The organism is Candidatus Merdisoma sp. JLR.KK011 (genome assembly GCF_036941125.1).
Lineage (GTDB): Bacteria > Bacillota > Clostridia > Lachnospirales > Lachnospiraceae > Laedolimicola.
In genome coordinates this window covers 1,517,331-1,533,691 of record NZ_JAYWSZ010000004.1, presented here as the reverse complement: position 1 = coordinate 1,533,691, position 16,361 = coordinate 1,517,331, and the positions used below count along the sequence as shown (strand labels likewise).

12 protein-coding genes and 1 pseudogene are annotated in these 16,361 nt (G+C 51.4%); 2 read left to right on the top strand and 11 right to left on the bottom strand.

Going from position 1 to position 16,361, the window contains the following annotated elements; genetic code table 11:
- Window positions 1-7 precede the first annotated feature (7 nt).
- Window positions 8-169: pseudogene (locus VV089_RS21215) on the top strand (AraC family transcriptional regulator); the annotation flags it as partial.
- A gap of 22 nt (window positions 170-191) precedes the next feature.
- Here VV089_RS21215 and VV089_RS21210 read toward each other — a convergent pair.
- The 9 genes from VV089_RS21210 to VV089_RS21170 form a co-directional block, all read right to left on the bottom strand.
- Window positions 192-2,084, bottom strand: a complete 1,893-nt coding sequence (locus tag VV089_RS21210; RefSeq protein ID WP_334337287.1) for a PTS beta-glucoside transporter subunit IIBCA — start codon at window positions 2,082-2,084, stop codon at window positions 192-194.
- A 147-nt stretch (window positions 2,085-2,231) separates the two neighbouring features.
- Entirely contained in the window at window positions 2,232-3,668 is a 1,437-nt protein-coding gene (locus VV089_RS21205) for a glycoside hydrolase family 32 protein (RefSeq protein WP_334337286.1), read from the bottom strand.
- Window positions 3,669-3,890: 222 nt separating this feature from the next.
- Entirely contained in the window at window positions 3,891-4,880 is a 990-nt protein-coding gene (locus VV089_RS21200; protein ID WP_334337285.1) for a LacI family DNA-binding transcriptional regulator, read from the bottom strand.
- Window positions 4,881-5,137: 257 nt separating this feature from the next.
- The gene (locus VV089_RS21195) at window positions 5,138-6,349 is read right to left on the bottom strand and encodes a mannitol dehydrogenase (RefSeq protein WP_334337284.1); all 1,212 of its coding nucleotides are present in this window, start codon (window positions 6,347-6,349) and stop codon (window positions 5,138-5,140) included.
- A 15-nt stretch (window positions 6,350-6,364) separates the two neighbouring features.
- Window positions 6,365-7,381 (bottom strand): carbohydrate kinase family protein, encoded by a 1,017-nt coding sequence (locus VV089_RS21190; protein WP_334337283.1) that lies wholly within the window; start codon window positions 7,379-7,381, stop codon window positions 6,365-6,367.
- 170 nt (window positions 7,382-7,551) lie between these two features.
- Complete coding sequence (locus VV089_RS21185; RefSeq protein ID WP_334337282.1) at window positions 7,552-8,595, bottom strand: substrate-binding domain-containing protein; 1,044 nt, start codon at window positions 8,593-8,595, stop codon at window positions 7,552-7,554.
- Window positions 8,592-10,187, bottom strand: a complete 1,596-nt coding sequence (locus VV089_RS21180; RefSeq protein ID WP_172543259.1) for a response regulator transcription factor — start codon at window positions 10,185-10,187, stop codon at window positions 8,592-8,594. The genes VV089_RS21185 and VV089_RS21180 overlap by 4 nt, the downstream gene beginning before the upstream one ends.
- Window positions 10,180-11,664 (bottom strand): sensor histidine kinase, encoded by a 1,485-nt coding sequence (locus tag VV089_RS21175; protein WP_334337281.1) that lies wholly within the window; start codon window positions 11,662-11,664, stop codon window positions 10,180-10,182. Before VV089_RS21175 ends, VV089_RS21180 begins: the two co-directional genes overlap by 8 nt.
- Window positions 11,665-11,708: 44 nt before the next feature.
- Window positions 11,709-12,740: a substrate-binding domain-containing protein gene (locus VV089_RS21170; RefSeq protein ID WP_334337280.1), complete on the bottom strand. Its 1,032-nt coding sequence runs from the start codon at window positions 12,738-12,740 to the stop codon at window positions 11,709-11,711.
- Between the two features lie 496 nt (window positions 12,741-13,236).
- Between VV089_RS21170 and VV089_RS21165 the strand changes: the two genes are divergently transcribed.
- Window positions 13,237-14,403, top strand: a complete 1,167-nt coding sequence (locus VV089_RS21165; protein ID WP_334337279.1) for an ROK family transcriptional regulator — start codon at window positions 13,237-13,239, stop codon at window positions 14,401-14,403.
- Window positions 14,404-14,624: 221 nt separating this feature from the next.
- On the opposite strand, the gene VV089_RS21160 is transcribed toward VV089_RS21165, so the two are convergent.
- Both VV089_RS21160 and VV089_RS21155 read right to left on the bottom strand, forming a co-directional pair.
- Window positions 14,625-15,581, bottom strand: a complete 957-nt coding sequence (locus tag VV089_RS21160) for a SufB/SufD family protein (protein WP_442891607.1) — start codon at window positions 15,579-15,581, stop codon at window positions 14,625-14,627.
- Complete coding sequence (locus VV089_RS21155) at window positions 15,523-16,296, bottom strand: ABC transporter ATP-binding protein (protein WP_334337277.1); 774 nt, start codon at window positions 16,294-16,296, stop codon at window positions 15,523-15,525. Before VV089_RS21155 ends, VV089_RS21160 begins: the two co-directional genes overlap by 59 nt.
- Between the last annotated feature and the right edge of the window lie 65 nt (window positions 16,297-16,361).

The window sequence follows — 16,361 nt, the reverse complement described above, 5'->3', positions numbered from 1 at the left end:
GGCCCGTCAGCTTCTGCTTCTGACGAACCCAAATCTTCTGGATATCTCATTGGAGTCGGGGTTTTCGGATATTAAGTATCTGAATAAGGCCTTTGCCAAACAGTATGGCTGCTCCCCCAAGGCAAGTCTCGTTAGTCTGAATCGCCTTGGGGAAACGGGGTTTGGCTGAATTACTTATCTCTGTCCCCTTACTATCCGACTGCTAAGATCTTCTCCAGCGCCTCTACATCCCCGGTTTTTAATACCTCTACCTGCTCCGGGGCAGATACCAGAACCGCCGTGGTAATATCGTAACCCTCCGCCTTAATTGCATCCATGTCAAACTCCAGCAGGCGCTCTCCTGCCTTTACTTTCGCACCGGATTCCTTCAGCGCCGTGAAGTGCTTTCCATTAAGCTCCACTGTATTGATTCCCACGTGAATCAAAATCTCCGTTCCGCTCTCGCTCACCAGTCCGATGGCATGCTTTGTGTCAAAGAACATAGCAATCTCGCCGTCAAAGGGTGCAGCTACCTCTCCCTTTGCCGGAATGATTCCAACACCTGTTCCCAGAGCGCCGGAAGCAAAGGTTTCGTCCCCGATCTCCGTATAAGGGATCACCTTTCCCGCTACAGGTGCATAAACTGCATTCGGCTCCGTCTCCATATGTACCGCAGACGCCTCTTCGGCAGGCTCTATTTTTGCCGCTGTCTTAACCGGCTCCTCCGGATCCTTATATCCAAACATCCAGGTCAATGCAAAGGACACGCCTGCCGCAATCAGGAACATGATAATATAGTTCAAAGGATCATGCAGGCACAACAGCAGGCCGAAAATACCTGTCACGCCCGTTCCGGTTGCCCCAAGCCCCACAATCGAAGCATAGAGCGCTCCGCAGGCTCCTCCCACGGCTCCGCAGATAAAGGGCTTGAAGAAACGCAGGTTCACGCCAAAGATTGCCGGCTCCGTAATTCCCATAAAACAGGACATTGCGGAAGGCACTGCCATAGACTTTGTTCTCTGGTTTTTTGTCTTTAAGGCAACGGCCAGCGTAGCCGCTCCCTGGGCAATATTCGCTGCAGACGCCAAGGGAAGCCAGTAAGTAACGCCGTAAAGTCCAAGCTGCCCCACGTCAATCACTGTATACATATGATGAACGCCAGCCACTACCGTTGTTGAGTAAAGACCACCCATCAAAAAGCTTCCGATTCCCAGCGGCAATGCGATTAGCTGCTGTACGCCGCCGATGATTCCGTTTTCAATGGCTACAAATACCGGTCCGATAATCGAATAGGTAAGATACCCTGTTGCAAATACGCTCACCAAAGGCGTTACAAACAAGTCAAACATAGCCGGAACAATCTTGTGCAGCTTCTTTTCAATCATGCACATCACAAAAACCGCAATGATGACCGGAATCACGTGGCCCTGATAACCTACCAAATCCACTTCGTAAAGCCCGAACCAAACCTTCTGGGTCCGCTGAACGCCCTCGCTTGCTACGGTCCAGGCATTTTGAAGATCCGGGTGAATCATCAGCATACCGATAACCGCCCCCAGATAGGGATTGCCTCCGAACACCTTTGCCGCACTGTAGGCAATGAGGATCGGCAGGAACACATAGGCCGTATTTGCAAAAAGATTGGCAAATACGAAGATGGAGCCGGAGGTGTCGATGTTGAGAAATCCGTTATTTACCATAAAATTGAGGGCTTCCATAATCCCCATCAAAAATCCGCTTGCTACAATCGCCGGAATAATGGGCACGAAAATGTCTCCCAAGGTCTTGATGGCCTGCTTGTAAAAGGGCTGTTTTGCCGCCGCTGCCGCCTTGGCGTCCTCCTTACTGGCCGCAGTCAGACCGGATACGGCCAGGAATTCGTCATATACCTTGTTGACTGTCCCTGTTCCCAGAATGATTTGAAGCTGCCCGGAAGCGCTGAATACCCCCTTTACGCCGTCGATCTCCTCCACTGCCTTGGCATCGCATTTTGCATTGTCCGCCAGCACCAGACGAAGGCGCGTAGCGCAGTGGGCTGCGGAAATCAGATTTTCCCTTTTCCCGACCTTTTCGTAAATCGCTTCCGCCGTTTTCCTGTAATCCATAACGTTCCCCTTTCTTTTTTAGCCCCTTGGGCTGTTTTTTATATTAACCGCAGCTGCTTGGCATGTAACCTTCCTTTATACAAGTTCATCGTCCAAACCTTTTCACCTGTTTCGCCCTGCGGTCAATTTTCATTGCTGCGTATATGATTAAAGATTTTTTCCTGAGGACTTTTCCGAACGATAGGAATAAATTCCTTTACCATTCGGCGCGTCTATCCGGATGGCAAGGGCCTCCTCCTTTGGATAAAAGCGCGTGGAAAGTACATCCTCTCCCTCATTTAAGAACACCTCTACGCCGGACACATCAATCAAAAGCCGCAGACGCTCAAGCTTATCCACTTGTCTGCCCCGGAGAGTCCTTCCTGCTCCAATTGCGGAATCCGTAAATTCCATCCAGAATATTTTTTCCTCCGGGCTGTAGCGCAGGCTTAAGCCTTCTGCCAAAAGAATCTCCAGGCCCTCTCCAGCCGTATCCAGCTCCAATGCACAACAGGATTCCACCGTTCCCTCAAAGCTTCCTTCAAAGGAATGCGAGCAGTTCCACCATTGTGCCAGTTCTCTTACCGGATTCTGGCACAGCACGCCGTCCCGTATAGACAGCTCTCTTGGAATCGTCATCATATGCTGCCAGCCGTCCTCTACCGTAGGATTGGTGTAAAACTCCTCTACATCCGGCATTCCCATCCATGCAATCTGAATCCTTCTCCCGTCATCTGCAAGAAACGTCTGGGGCGCATAAAAATCAAATCCGCCGTCCAGCTCCCGGAATCCTCTCACCTGCGCTCCCTTATGAAAATCTCCTTCCAAAAAACAGGTGACGCTCTGATACACATTGGCGTATTTCAGCCCTTGGGTCTCTACACCCTGGGGCGAAATGCAAAGAACGGTCTGTCCTTCCAATTCATAGACATCCGGGCATTCCCACATATAGCCGAAATCTTCCTCCGGCTCAAAACGTCCAAGAAGCTTCCAGTGCCTTTTGTCCTCAGAGGCGTACAGCAGCACTATGCCCCTATCTGCCTTTGTCCTGGCTCCCTGCACCATATAATAGGCGTTTCCCTGCTTCCAGACCTTCGGATCTCTCACATGGCAGGTCAGATCGGAAGGATAATCGCAGGGAGTCATCAAAACCTCCTTTGTTTCGATTTCCCTGCCGTCTTTGCTTACGGCAAGCATGGTATGGGATCTCCTGCCTGCATTTATAAAATCATAATCCCCTGTCTCTTTTACGTTTCCCGTGTAGTACAGGTACATCTTCCCCTCCTCCACAAGGGCAGATCCCGAATAGGCTCCGTGGCAGTCCTCCGGCTGATCCGGCATCAGAGGCACGCCCTCAAAAGTCCAATGGAGCAGATCCCGGCTGGTACAGTGCCCCCAAAACTTTAAGCCTCCCTCCGGCTGAAAGGGTGCATACTGATAAAAGGCGTGATAAACTCCCTGGCTCTGGCAAAGTCCGTTGGGATCGTTGAGCCACCCTGTGGGCGGCGTAATGTGAAGCTTCGGACGCCAGCGGCTCTTTCCTGCCTTTCCCTGCTCCAATTCCTTTTCAATTAACTGCTTCCATAAACGGGAAAGTGCGTTCATAGGCTTCTTCCTTCTCCTTTCAAGCTCTTCGCCGGACTTTCTTTGCTTTCTGCTTCTATTCGTTTCCTTTTATGCTTTTCTTTTGTCTCACTGATTTTCTCACGCCCCTTTCGTGAATGCGTATTCACGAAAGGGCTGTAAAAAGGGCTCTTTCAAATCCGTCCTCAAAAAGCAGATATTTTCAGCCCTATTTTTTTAAACACTACTTCCTGCCGGCCCTTCTCACAGCGCAGTCACAGAGCTGCTTCTCGGAATCAGCCGGGCATGCATCGGGTGCGCTTTTGCAGGAAGCTCCTCCTTTGGCTGCTCAATTCTATGTAAAAGCAGCTCCACAGCCTTCGCCGCCATAGCCTCGTTGGGCTGGGACACACTGGAAAGGCTGGGGTAGAGATATTCACACATATAGGTATTGTCAAACCCCACCAGTGCCGCGCGGCCCGGAATCTCAATTCCCATCTTCTGCAAAATTCCAAGAAGCTGTAAGGCCCTCCTGTCGTTATAGGCAAAGATTCCTGCACGGCCCGGGTATTTTTCCAGATGCTTTGCCAGATGCTTTTCAACGGCTGCAGGCTCCTTTGTGGCTATATTGGTAAAACGCTTCCGATTCACAGGATCAAACGTTTCAAGAGCCTCCCGAAAGCCCTCGTACTTTTCATCTGCCATATTTCCGAAAAATACGTAGCTCTCACAGCCCTGTTCATGAAGATGGCGTCCAACCTGGTTCCCCGCCTCCTTGTGATCTACATAAACACTGTCCAGCTCTTTTGCCTGCCGGGTAATCACTACGGCAGGAATCTGAAGCCTGCGTACCCGGTCTCTCCACTCCTTGGTCTCCTCCTGTACCGGAACCACGATAAGGCCGTCAACCCGGTAACGCTGTACCACCTCCAGACATTCCTGCTCGCGTTCCGGATGATAATCGGTGTTAAACAGGATGAGACGGCAGCCGCTTTTTCCTGCCTCCTGCTCAATGTACTTTACCAGATCGGCAAAAAAGGCATTGGAAATATCCGTGAGGATTACGCCGATCAGATGTGTTCTGCTCCCTGCAAGACTTTGAGCCATCACATTGGGCTGATAACCGTGCTCTCTGGCACAGGCCGTCACACGCTCCCTTACCTCCGGGTTGACAGCCTGGTTTCCGTTCAGAACACGGGAAACCGTCGGCTGGGAAACACCGGTCAGTTTTGCGATTTCGGTCATGGTAATCATAGGAGCCTCCTGAGATGGAATTTTGCAGGCATTTGGACGAATGTGCAGCCTTTTTATCCGTTCCTTTCCTTGTGAATATCCGTCGTGAATACGTATTCACAAGCTCTGTCGTTATACTACAACGATTATGCCGCTCTGTCAATTATGAAATGTCAACAAATTTACCTGAAACTTTTTATGCAAATCGCCAAACCCTTAGCCTTATAAATGATCAGCCTGACATGGATAAGAACGGCATTGCATGCAGGCAATCCCTTTTAGATAACTGCCTTCTGTCCTTTTTCCCTCAGGCCTTCTGCAAACCGGCGGATCTCCCGGATGCTTACGCCGTCCAGGAACAGCTGATAGACGGGCAGGACATAATCGTACAGAGGATGGCCTTTTTCCAATGCACATACGTCTTCGAGAACCATTCCGGCCTGTTCTGCGCTCTGGGGCAGGCTGTTTTCACGAATGTACTCGTAGACAGCCGCAGCCGTTCCAATGCTGATAAAGACAGGTGAAATGCTTCCCTCCAGACATAACAAAGAGGCTCCTGTCAGGCGGTCCGCCGGCGACAGCTTCCGCCTGGGATCTGCGCCTACGCGTCTGCAGGTGTCTTTTAAGGCCCGGTTGGTAAAACGGTACAGGAGATTCTGGAAGTGCCTGACCAGATCTTCTGTGGGCATGTGATATTTGTGGGTGAGGGCTATGGCGCTTTCCAGCATGGCGTTTTGTACGATGCTCTGGATGTCGGCATCGTCGATGGCCTCGAAAATATAATCCCTGTGGGTGTACAACCCAAGATAGGCACAGACGGCATGGCCCATGTTGTGGACGTAGAGCTTTCTTTTGATGTAAAAATCAAAGGGCTCAAAAGGCACCATATTCTTGATCTTAGGCATCTCTCCCTTGAAGGCAGCTTTGTCTACGGGCAGGAAATCATATGGCTCTACACAGATCCTTAAGGGATTTCCAGCCTTCATCTCCTCGGTTTGTACCGGGACCATGCGGCCGATGGAGGCCTCTGCCAGGCCGATATTTTTGTCAAACCAAAGCTGCTCCGTCTCTGTCAGTTCTGCCTTGATAAGCTTTGCCAGAAGCTTGTCGGCGTCTATAAGATTTTCACAGATAATGATATTCAAAGGGCCGCCGCCCTTCTCCATTCTGCTGCGGATTCCTGCTGCCAGGTTCGGCACGATATATTTTAAGATATTAACGCCCACAGCGGTCGCCATAATATCCGCCTCCGCAATGGCCTCCGCTGCCGCCCCTGTATGATTCCCATTTACTGCGCTGATATGCTCTACCTCTATGTCCTCAAAGCCCTCATTAGAGACTATGCGGACCGGGTATTTCTTTTCACGGTTCAAGGCATCGATCAGATTCTCCGCTACATCAATAAAAGTTACTTCATATCCGGATGCCGAAAATAGCATACCAATAAAGCCCCGGCCAATATTCCCGGCGCCGTACATCACTGCTTTCATATCGTTCTCCTTATTTTAAATTCTGTAATATCCCTCAAGCTTCATCACGTCTTCCAGGCTTCCCACTCCTTCCGTCGCCCCCGGTTCGGACAGGGAAGCGGCTGCCGTGCAGACTCCCAGACGGATGCTCTCCTCAAGAGACCATTGTTTCTGTGCGCCATAGAGAACGCCTGCACAAAAGGCATCCCCGGCTCCCACAGTTCCCTTGATATAGCCCTTTGGAAGGCTCAAGCTGTCAAGACACACAAAATTCCCCTTCTCATCCAGTCCGTAGCCGCCCTCAGGACAGTGAATCACAGCCCATACAGAAACTCCCAGCTCCTTCATCTTCCGAAGGGCTTCCTCCATATGCTCCGTATACAGCCGCTCTTCCTCATCGCGCAGAAGCACTCCTGTGATCTGCTGAGCTTCCAGCTCATTGATCACACAATAATCCGTATACTTCAAAGCCGGAGGCACCAGAGTCTTAAACCGGTCACCTGACTCAGACACCACATCAATAGAAGTTTTAATCCCATGCCGCTTCGCCTCCGCCAAAAGCCTTGCCATCTTCGTCCCATACTCCGCATCCTTCTGATCCAGCGCATCCAGCAAAAGAATATACCCCACGTGAAGAAGCTCACACCTCATCTGATCCCAGTCCACACAACTCTCGTCAAACAAAGCATTCGCCCCCCGATACTGAAAGAACGTCCGCTTCTTTGTATTATTATCACTCATCACAGCCGTAAAAGAAGTTTTCCCCTTCCGCTTCAGCAGATTAATATCCACATTCTTATGAACACCCAGCTGCTCCAGAATAAACTCCCCATCCGGATCCTCCCCAATAACCCCCAGAGTCTCCAACGGCAGTTCCGGATCCAGCTTTGCCAAATCCGTAATCACATTACACACAGCCCCTCCAATCGAACGCGTAATCCCCTCCGTAATAGTCGTAAGCTCACTCTGCCTAGGCCACCGCTCAATCGGATAAGTAACATCCACCAGCAAATTCCCCGCCGCACAAATCCCTTTTCTCAAATTCATCTCCATAAATACATTCTCCTTCCCTGTCTCACAACCTTGACCAGGCTGCTTTTCTTACATCCCAATGGGCATCCTTGGACTGGTCCAGTCGGCTCCCGCCGCCCCTCCCTCATATTCTACCAGAACTTGATCGTTGTCGTCCAGCTTTCTTCCGGACACGCCGGGCAGAACCAGCCTTACTCTCCCACATTCAGATAAATATCCTCCCTCATATGAAACCCGTCCTCAATAATCACATCCATATTGGCGGCTGTCACGGCCACAGGCTCCAGGCCGATGTAGGGAACCTCCTGGGCGCCGTCAAAAAAGGTTCCGGCTGTCTTAAGCTCCTCCCCCTTTGCCAAGGTTACCGCACATTCCGCCGCACGCCTTGCCAGCTTTTCTACCGGCTTATAGACAGTCATGGCCTGGGTTCCCTCCACCACTCTCTGACAGGCTCCAAGATCTGCGTCCTGTCCCACCACACAGACCTCGCCGGCCATCCGCCGCTCGGACAGGGCCCGGATCACCTGGCTTGCGATATCGTCATTTCCGCACATAATGGCGTCCGCCTCCCCTCCTTTGTCCAGGTAGGCGCTGACCTGGTAAAATCCAATCTCCGAGAGCCAGTTGTCTGCATAAGCCGTCTCCACAACCACCCGATCCGTCCGGTCAATCATCCCGTGAAAGCCCTCCATCACAAGAGAGACATTGTTGTCCTCGGGAGAGCCGCACATCATAAATATCTTTCCCTCCTCCGGAGTCCGCGCCAAAATGGTTTCCGCCATCATCTCTCCCACACGCTCATTGTCAAAGGTGATGTACAGATCCACATCTGCATCCTTAATCAGACGGTCATAAGCAATCACCCTGACGCCCTCTCGCTTCGCCTTGCGCACCGGCTCGCTCAGCGCATTGTAATCCGTGGCAATAATGACAATAACATCCATATCCTTCTCAATGAGATATTCTATCTGGGCCGCCTGCTCCTTCGCCTCTCCATTGGCGCACTGGACGTTAACCTCTGCCCCAAGCTCCGAAGCCCTTGCCACAAAAGCATCTCTGTCCCGCTGCCACCGCTCAATGATAAAGGAGTCAAAGCTTAAGCCTATGTGAATCCGGTCATCCTTTTGGGCTGTCTCCCCGGCAGTCTGCATTTCCCTGCCTCTGCACCCGGACAGCAGAGCCATGCAGAAAGCCAGCCCAAGAATTCCCCCCATCCGTTCAATCATCTGTCTCATTCCTCATTTCCCTCCTTAAACTCCGTGGGCGTCTGGCCTGTCCATTTCTTAAAAATACGGCTGAAATAGTTGGGATCCCCGTAACCAATCTCCTGGCAAATCTGTTTCATGGAGTTTTTACCCTCTCTTAAAAGCTCCTTGGCCCGGCGGATGCGGATACTGGTCACATACTCCACAAAATTCGTCCCCGTCACCTCTTTAAAGAGCTTGCTGAAATAATAGGGACTCATATCCATCTCTCTGGACATGCTCTCCAGGGACAGATCCTTCTTATAATTCCGGCTGATGTATTCCCTGGCCTTCTCAATAATCTCATGGGAATATTCCTTCTTTTTTTCGGATACATTTGCAGCCGACTCTTCCGCTTTTTTCAGAAACCAGCGGCGCATTTCCTCCAGAGATCCGGTGCGCACCACATCGAGATACTCCGAGCGGTCCCGGAAACGGTACACCATGCCGCCGCTCTTGTAGGCCACATATTCCATAAACAGTACAAATTCCAGCACCTTTAAGCGGATATTCGGCATATAGTCCGTCTGGGTTTCCGCCATCCAGTCAAAGAAGGCTTCGGCCGCATTTCTGGCCTCCTTGCCTTTTCCGGCCCTTACGCAGTCAAAAAGCTGTTCCTCGAGATTCAGTGGATAGTCCTCCTCATACTCGCAGAAAATAGGCAGATCCCGGCAGTGGGCCACGCTTGCGTCGGAATTGCCCAAAGCCTTGGAGGCGTCCTCGTAGGATTTTTCCAATTTGTCCACCGGCAGGATGCTTCCCACGCCTACCCGGCAGGTCAGGCCGCAGGCATCGGAAATCTGCTCCATCATCCGGCGGCACCGCTCCACATCTCTTGCCCGGCTTTCATAGTCTCCCTGTTTCATGTCTGTGGGCACGCAGCACACCAGACGATTGTTCATCAGCGGCCCCACATAGCAGGCATAGTATTCCTTGATAATGCTGCGCACCTGCTGATAGCTTCCCTGGAGGCGGACGCCGGCTCCCACCGGGTTCGTAACCCCCTGTTCGTTCTTCTCATCTCCGAATTCCAGAACCAGGGTAAACATATGGCTTTTCCTTATGCCGAGAAGGCTTTTGTAATTTTCAAGCCCCGGCCTGTCCTGGGCCTGCAGAAGGCCTGCCATGATAAAGCCCTGCTCCAGCATCGGCACCACGATCTCCAGTTTTTCCTTTGTCTCCAGATCCCGGCTGCGCTTTTCCCTTCTATTATCCACTATATCCATGGCTTTTTTTAGGACTTCCACAATCTTTTTCTGATTCACCGGCTTGTGCAGGTATTCCAGAACCCCAAGATTGATGGCTTCCTGGGCGTAGTCAAACTTGTCGTAGGCGGACATCACTATAAAAATCAGATTGGGATTGTTTTTCTTGATCTCCTTCATGGCCTCTATGCCGTTGATTCCCGGCATCTGTATATCCATAAAGGCAATGTCCGGCCGGAAGCTCTCGGCAAGCTCAATGACGCTGCGTCCGGTCTTGGCTGATTCCACCTGGCATTCTCCGTCAAAATTCTGACGGATAATATAAGTTAGAGAGTCAATCACAATCCCCTCGTCGTCTGCCAGCATAACTTTATACATAACATTCCTCCTCCGCCGGAAGGTACAGGAGCACCTGCGTCCCCTTTCCTTCCCCGTCGCTTCTAATCTCGAAAACCTCTTCCCGGTTATAATAAAGCCGCAGGCGGCTGATCACATTCCCCAGGCCGATGCCTGTAGAATTCCTGGACAGATCTGCTTCCCGGACTTCTCCTTCCATAATCTCCCGGATCTTCTCCCGGCTCATTCCCACACCGTTGTCCTGAATGGAAATGCAGATGCGCTCCGGCTCCCGGTACACAAGGAGCTCAATCCACCCTTCCCAGTCAATGCCCCGGATGCCGTAATTGGCCGCATTTTCCACAATAGGCTGAAGGATCATACTGGGAACACGCAGATCCAGAAGGGTCTCGTCCACCTGCTTTCGAAAATGAATCTCCCCGCCAAAACGCACATTCAAAATATAGAGATAGCTGTCCACCAGCTCCAGCTCCTCCCGTATGGCAGCGTCCTGACTGATCTTCTTCACATTGTACCGGAAGAAATCGGCCATATTTTCCACGAAAAGACAGGTTTTGTCCGCTCCCTCCATCATGGCAAGCTGCGCTCCGGCGTTCAGCGTATTAAACAGAAAATGGGGATTGATCTGAGCCTGGAGATACTTAAGCTGCGCATCCTTTAAATGCCCCTCCATCATCAGCTCCTTCTCCTTCATAGCCGCTTCCTTCTCCATATTCTCCTTAATCCGTTCCATATGAATGCGGATGCTGGCCACCATCTGGTTGAAGGCTGTAGCCACAATTCCCACCTCGTCCATGTTCCGCACCGGAACCAGATCCACTTCCAGATTTCCCTCCGCCACCTCATTGGCTCTCCGGGCCAGATGGCTCAAGGGCCCCGTAATGCTCTTGGTAATGGCGTAAATCAAAGCCGTAATCAGCACGCCCACCGCCGCCAGAATCACCGTTCCCACCAGCTCAGACCGGTTAAGCGCCAGGGCCAGGGCCTCGTAGCTATTCGTATTCGTCTTAAATCTGCGGTTGTTCAGACTGTAAATATAAGTATTGATATACTCAAACCGCTCCACCGCCTCCTCATAGCGCAGACGGTATTTTTCAATGTTCCGTCCCCTTTTTGCCTGTGTGGCTTCGTCCGTAATATGCAGATATTCCAGAGTCATATTCCGGATATTGCGCTCCATCATCAGAAGCTCGTCGCTGCAGATCTCCGTATTCAACTCCTGAAGCCTCCGGTTCAGCTCCTGACTGTTCCGGTAATAAGAATCCAGCGTGTCCGAGCTTTTTACATTGAGATACTCCGTCATACTGCTGTGCACTGCGCTCAAAGCCTCCGACAGCTCATTCAGGCTGCTGTTGCTCTGGTAAACCTGGTCGATTCTTCCCGACATAAAATTAATATTGGCATATAAAATCAGATTCACAAAAAAGATTAGAAAAAAAGTAAGCAGGAACGCCGCAATCAGCTTTAACTGAATAGACAGATTTTTCCATTTCTTCATACACATAACTCCCGGTCTTTTATAAAAATGCAGGCGGGACGCCTTTAGGGCAGCTGATACTGCCCCACATTATTTTCGTCAATCACATACGTATCTATGGGAAAGTACCCATTCACATACCCTGTCTCCCGATACTCCGTAAGGGCCTGCACACAGAAGCTTCCAAGCTGTTCCCCGTCCACAACCACCGTGGAGGAAATAATCTTCTTCTGAACGGCATCCAGAATCCCCTCCGACTTATAATAGCCCAGTATCCGTACCTCCCCCACTTTATTATAATCCACCACAGCCTCATAAGCCCGGCGCGTATCCGTCTCACTGAGGCAAATCAGAATATCCGGATGCTCCTCCTCCGTCACCAAAAGCTTCCGTATCGTCTCCTCCGTCATAAAAGCATTGCTGCTGTCAATGGACACCGCCTGAACCTTAATCTCATAGCCCCAACCCGTCTCCCGGATCTTCTCGTCCAGCGTCTCCCTCATCCCCCAGAACATCGTATTCTTCCCTGTACCGGTAGAAGAAGAATCCATCAGAACCGCCACCCAGCTGTCCCTGGGATTCTCCGAGAGAAGCTCAAAGCAGAGCCTGCTGTACTCCTGCCCCAGAATATAATTATTCACCCCCACAAAACATTTCCTCAGATTGTAGGCGCTGTCGTCAAGAGCCGTCACTACCGGGATCCCCTTTCCCACCGCCTCTTCCAAGAGGCGGTCTGTCTCCTCCGAGCTGCCCCCATTCAAGATAATACCGTCCACCCCCGAATCAATCGCAATCCGCAGCTTATCCTGCACCGTATAATCAGCCGTAAGATTTTTTCCCAGATACTCCACATAAGCGTCACAATTCTCTTCCCCTTCCCTCCTGGCCCCCTCATAAATCGAATCCCACAGCGTACTGTCATGCCCATCCTCAATCAACACATAATACGACCCATAAATCTCCTTCTTCTTAGGGGAATCCATACCCGTCACCTGGAGCCTTCCCAAAAACACCACCAGCCCATAAATCCCCACCCCCATCAACAGCAGCCCAAACAAAACCACCGCCATCTTCTTCTTTTCATCTCTCTTTGCCATCTGCCTTCCCCCTCATCCTTCTCTTCCCCGCCCTCACCCAAACAGCCCCACACTTTATTCACTCATTAAACTAATCCCTATAATAGTACCACCAGCCACCCCCAAAGGCAAGTAATCCCCAAAAAATTACGCACTCACAAAAATGCCCCCTCCAATCTCCTTAAACTCCTCCCACCCACAACCTCCCGTCCCCAAGGGTCAGGCGCGAAATAAGCCCTCCGCCTTTTCCAATATCAAGTGTCCGGCTGTTCACGCACACGCTGTCTGCTCTGAGCGAACATTGCCTCCCCAAAAAACAACATCCCACAAACCTATAAGGCAATGTACGATCAGAACAGACAGCGTGTACGTGAACCGTCCGAACACAGATATGGAAAAGGCGGAGGGCTTATTTCGCGCCTGACCCCACTCCCCCATCCTCATTACATATTTACTAAACCCCAAACATGTATTATACTAAAACATAGATATCCTTCAAGAAAGTGACGACCAAACTATGATAACCGGAAGCAAAGAACTCATACGCGACATGAACAGCCATCTAATCCTAGAGATGATACTAAAAGAAGGCACCATCTCCCGGGCCGCCCTGGCCAAAAGCTCCGGCCTCACCAAAGCCACCGTCTCCGCCATTGTCCAAAAACTCATAGAGCAAAACCTCGTAATCGAAGCCGGAAACGACAACACCTCACTCGGGCGCAAACCAATCCTGCTGGCCTTCCACGCCAACTGCGGCTACGCCCTGTCCATAGATGTAAACGCCAACACCATCTCCGCCATGATCTGCAACCTAAAAGGAGAGAACTGCCATTTAAAGCTATACCCAAACCATGCCGGACGGGAAGAGATCATCCCCTTATTGATCACCATAATCCGCGACATGACAGCATCCTTAGAAGCCACCCCCTACGGTGTAGTAGGCATCGGCCTGGGCATCCACGGAACCGTATACGAAAACCAGGTGACCTTTACCCCCTACTCCTCCTACGAGCAGCTCCCCTTCCAGGAAGCACTGGAGCAGGAATTCGGCATCCCCATCTATCTGGAAAATGAAGCCAACCTTTCCGTCATAGGAGAGCACACCTTTTACTACCACACGCCGAACCTCATCGGAATCAGCATCCACACAGGCATCGGCGTAGGAATCCTTATGAACAATCAGCTCTACACAGGAGCCAACGGAAATGCCGGAGAATTCGGCCACTCCATCATAGAGCCCGACGGGCGCCCCTGCCCCTGCGGCAATTCCGGCTGCCTGGAGCAGTACGCTTCCGAACGCTCCATTTTGACGCAGTTTGCAGGCTTAAAAGGACTGGAGCACGCAGATATCGACTCCTTTGTAGCCGCCTGCCACAAACAGGACGACGACGCTCTCTCCCTTCTTGACGACTTTATCCGCTACATGTCCTACGGCATTAATAACCTTTTGAACACCTTCAATCCGGATATGATCGTGATCAACAGCTCCTTTACGACCTATTTCCCGGAAGTGCTGCGGCAGATCCAGGACCGGCTTCAGAACCGGATGCGGATGCACTGTATCCTGGTTCCCTCCGGACTGCAGGATACCTCCATTCTTCTGGGCGCCGCCTGCCTGTGCATCCGGCAGTTTCTGGGGATTCAGCATCTGAAGCTTAGAAAACCCCAGGGAAAGCCCTTCTGAACAATGGAGGATACTTTCCCCCTTCCCCCCTCAAAGGTCTATGTAACCCTGCAAATAGAATATCAAAAGAGACTGTGGAAGCGCAATCAAGCTTATATACCTACAGTCTCTTTTTACATCCTATTTCTGTGAATTTGTATCTCTTGCGGCACCTTTGTCTGCAAAAGCTCCACGCTGTAAAAGCATTTTCTTATAAATCCCTGCACACAGCCTTACGCCGCTTACTGCAAAAAGTTCTCAATAATCACCGCTTCCGCCTCTTCCTCCGTAAGCCCAAGGCTGCGGAGCTTCAAAAGCTGCTCGTCATTGATTCTTCCGATAGCTGCCTCATGGATGATCTGGGCGTCAATATGACGCGCATTGATCTCCGGAATGGAGCACACTTCTGCCTGATCCATAATAATGGAATCACACTGAATATGGGCATGGCAGCCTGCATTGCCTACTGCCTTGGGATGGAAGGTCTGCACGGAGCTTCCCTTGGCCACAGAACGGGATATAATCTGAGCCGAGCTTCCGTCGCCGTTCATCTTTACTTCCATATTGGAAACCGCCGTCTGCTTGTCGTGGGTCATCAGACGCTCCGTCACCTGAAGCCTGGCTCCGGCTCCCATCACCACCTCTGTCTCCCGGACGGTAGAATCCACACCCCGTATCTGGGCCGTATCCAAGGTAAATACGGAATCCTCCTCCATATAAATCTTCGTCACTGGGTTTAGGATCCGCTCTCCGCTTCCCTCGCCCTCGCCGTAATGCTTTTCCTCATAGCGCACATTGGCGCCCTTTCCGATGTGGAAGGCATGTATCCCGTCATGCCTTGCCGAATCACAGCCGGAATTGTGGATGCCGCAGCCGGCCACAATCACAACCTCGGCGCCTGGCTCCACATAAAAATCATTGTACACAATGTCCGTCATACCGGACACGGATACCACCACAGGAATATGTACCTGCTCACCCTTAGCGTCCTTGTCAATGTACACGTCGATTCCCTGCTTATCCTCTTTTCTGCGTATCTTAATATGCTCACTGTCTCCGTGGCACAGAGGCTGTCCGTTGTAGCGCACGTTGTAAGCGCCTTTTTGCTCTGCCACGGATTTGTCAATCACCTTCAATACTTTATCTGCCGCCGCATCCAGCTTCACACTCACAGCTTCCTTCCTCCCTTCCCGCACCATCATTGCGGCAGGCGCAGCCGCACTCCTCGGGGAACAGCTTCGGCAGCATCTCTTCCCTGCTGCCTCCGTCCTCAATACGCCCGTCGCCAACCACCAGAATCCGATCTGCCATGCGGATAATCCGCTCCTGGTGGGAAATAAGAAGGAGGCTCTCCTTCTTTTTCTCGTGTATCCGCTCAAACTGATCCACCAGCATGGAAAAGCTCCACAGATCAATACCTGCCTCCGGTTCGTCGAAGATGCAGATCTTATGAGACTTTGCCAAAACGGTGGCGATCTCAATCCGCTTGCGCTCTCCGCCGGAGAGGGTGGCATCGGCCTCCCGTTTTAAATATTCCCTGGCGCACATGCCGACGCTGCTTAGAAGCTCGCAGCAGACAGACTCCGGAAGGGGCTCTCCGGCCGCCAGATTCAAAAGACGCTCCACGGTCATTCCCTTGAAGGCCGGGGGCTGCTGAAAGGCGTAGCCGATACCGGCATTGGCCCTTTCGTCTACATTCATGGCGGAAAGGTTCCGGCCGTCCAGAAGGATCTCGCCGCTGTCCGCTCTTTCAATTCCCATCAAGAGCTTGGCAATGGTGGACTTGCCGCCTCCGTTGGGGCCGGTGATCACAAGCATTTCCCCATCTTTCACGGAAAAGCTCACGTCATCCGCCAGCCTGCGCTTTGCTCCGTTTTCCATGACCTCATAGGTCAGGTGCTTTACTTCAAGCATGTTTATCATCTCCAGTTCTCTATGGTAAATTCAGTGTAATTCCGACTATTATACTAGGATTTATT

Bases quoted from the DNA above. Each gene is read 5' to 3' on its own strand.
- VV089_RS21200 (WP_334337285.1), bottom strand. From the start codon at position 4,880: ATGATTACCATGACCGAAATCGCAAAACTGACCGGTGTTTCCCAGCCG.
- VV089_RS21175 (WP_334337281.1), bottom strand. From the start codon at position 11,664: ATGAAGAAATGGAAAAATCTGTCTATTCAGTTAAAGCTGATTGCGGCG.
- VV089_RS21160 (WP_442891607.1), bottom strand. From the start codon at position 15,581: ATGGTGCGGGAAGGGAGGAAGGAAGCTGTGAGTGTGAAGCTGGATGCG.
- VV089_RS21185 (WP_334337282.1), bottom strand. From the start codon at position 8,595: ATGAGACAGATGATTGAACGGATGGGGGGAATTCTTGGGCTGGCTTTC.
- VV089_RS21210 (WP_334337287.1), bottom strand. From the start codon at position 2,084: ATGGATTACAGGAAAACGGCGGAAGCGATTTACGAAAAGGTCGGGAAA.
- VV089_RS21205 (WP_334337286.1), bottom strand. From the start codon at position 3,668: ATGAACGCACTTTCCCGTTTATGGAAGCAGTTAATTGAAAAGGAATTG.
- VV089_RS21155 (WP_334337277.1), bottom strand. From the start codon at position 16,296: ATGCTTGAAGTAAAGCACCTGACCTATGAGGTCATGGAAAACGGAGCA.
- VV089_RS21165 (WP_334337279.1), top strand. From the start codon at position 13,237: ATGATAACCGGAAGCAAAGAACTCATACGCGACATGAACAGCCATCTA.
- VV089_RS21170 (WP_334337280.1), bottom strand. From the start codon at position 12,740: ATGGCAAAGAGAGATGAAAAGAAGAAGATGGCGGTGGTTTTGTTTGGG.
- VV089_RS21190 (WP_334337283.1), bottom strand. From the start codon at position 7,381: ATGGAGATGAATTTGAGAAAAGGGATTTGTGCGGCGGGGAATTTGCTG.
- VV089_RS21195 (WP_334337284.1), bottom strand. From the start codon at position 6,349: ATGAAAGCAGTGATGTACGGCGCCGGGAATATTGGCCGGGGCTTTATT.
- VV089_RS21180 (WP_172543259.1), bottom strand. From the start codon at position 10,187: ATGTATAAAGTTATGCTGGCAGACGACGAGGGGATTGTGATTGACTCT.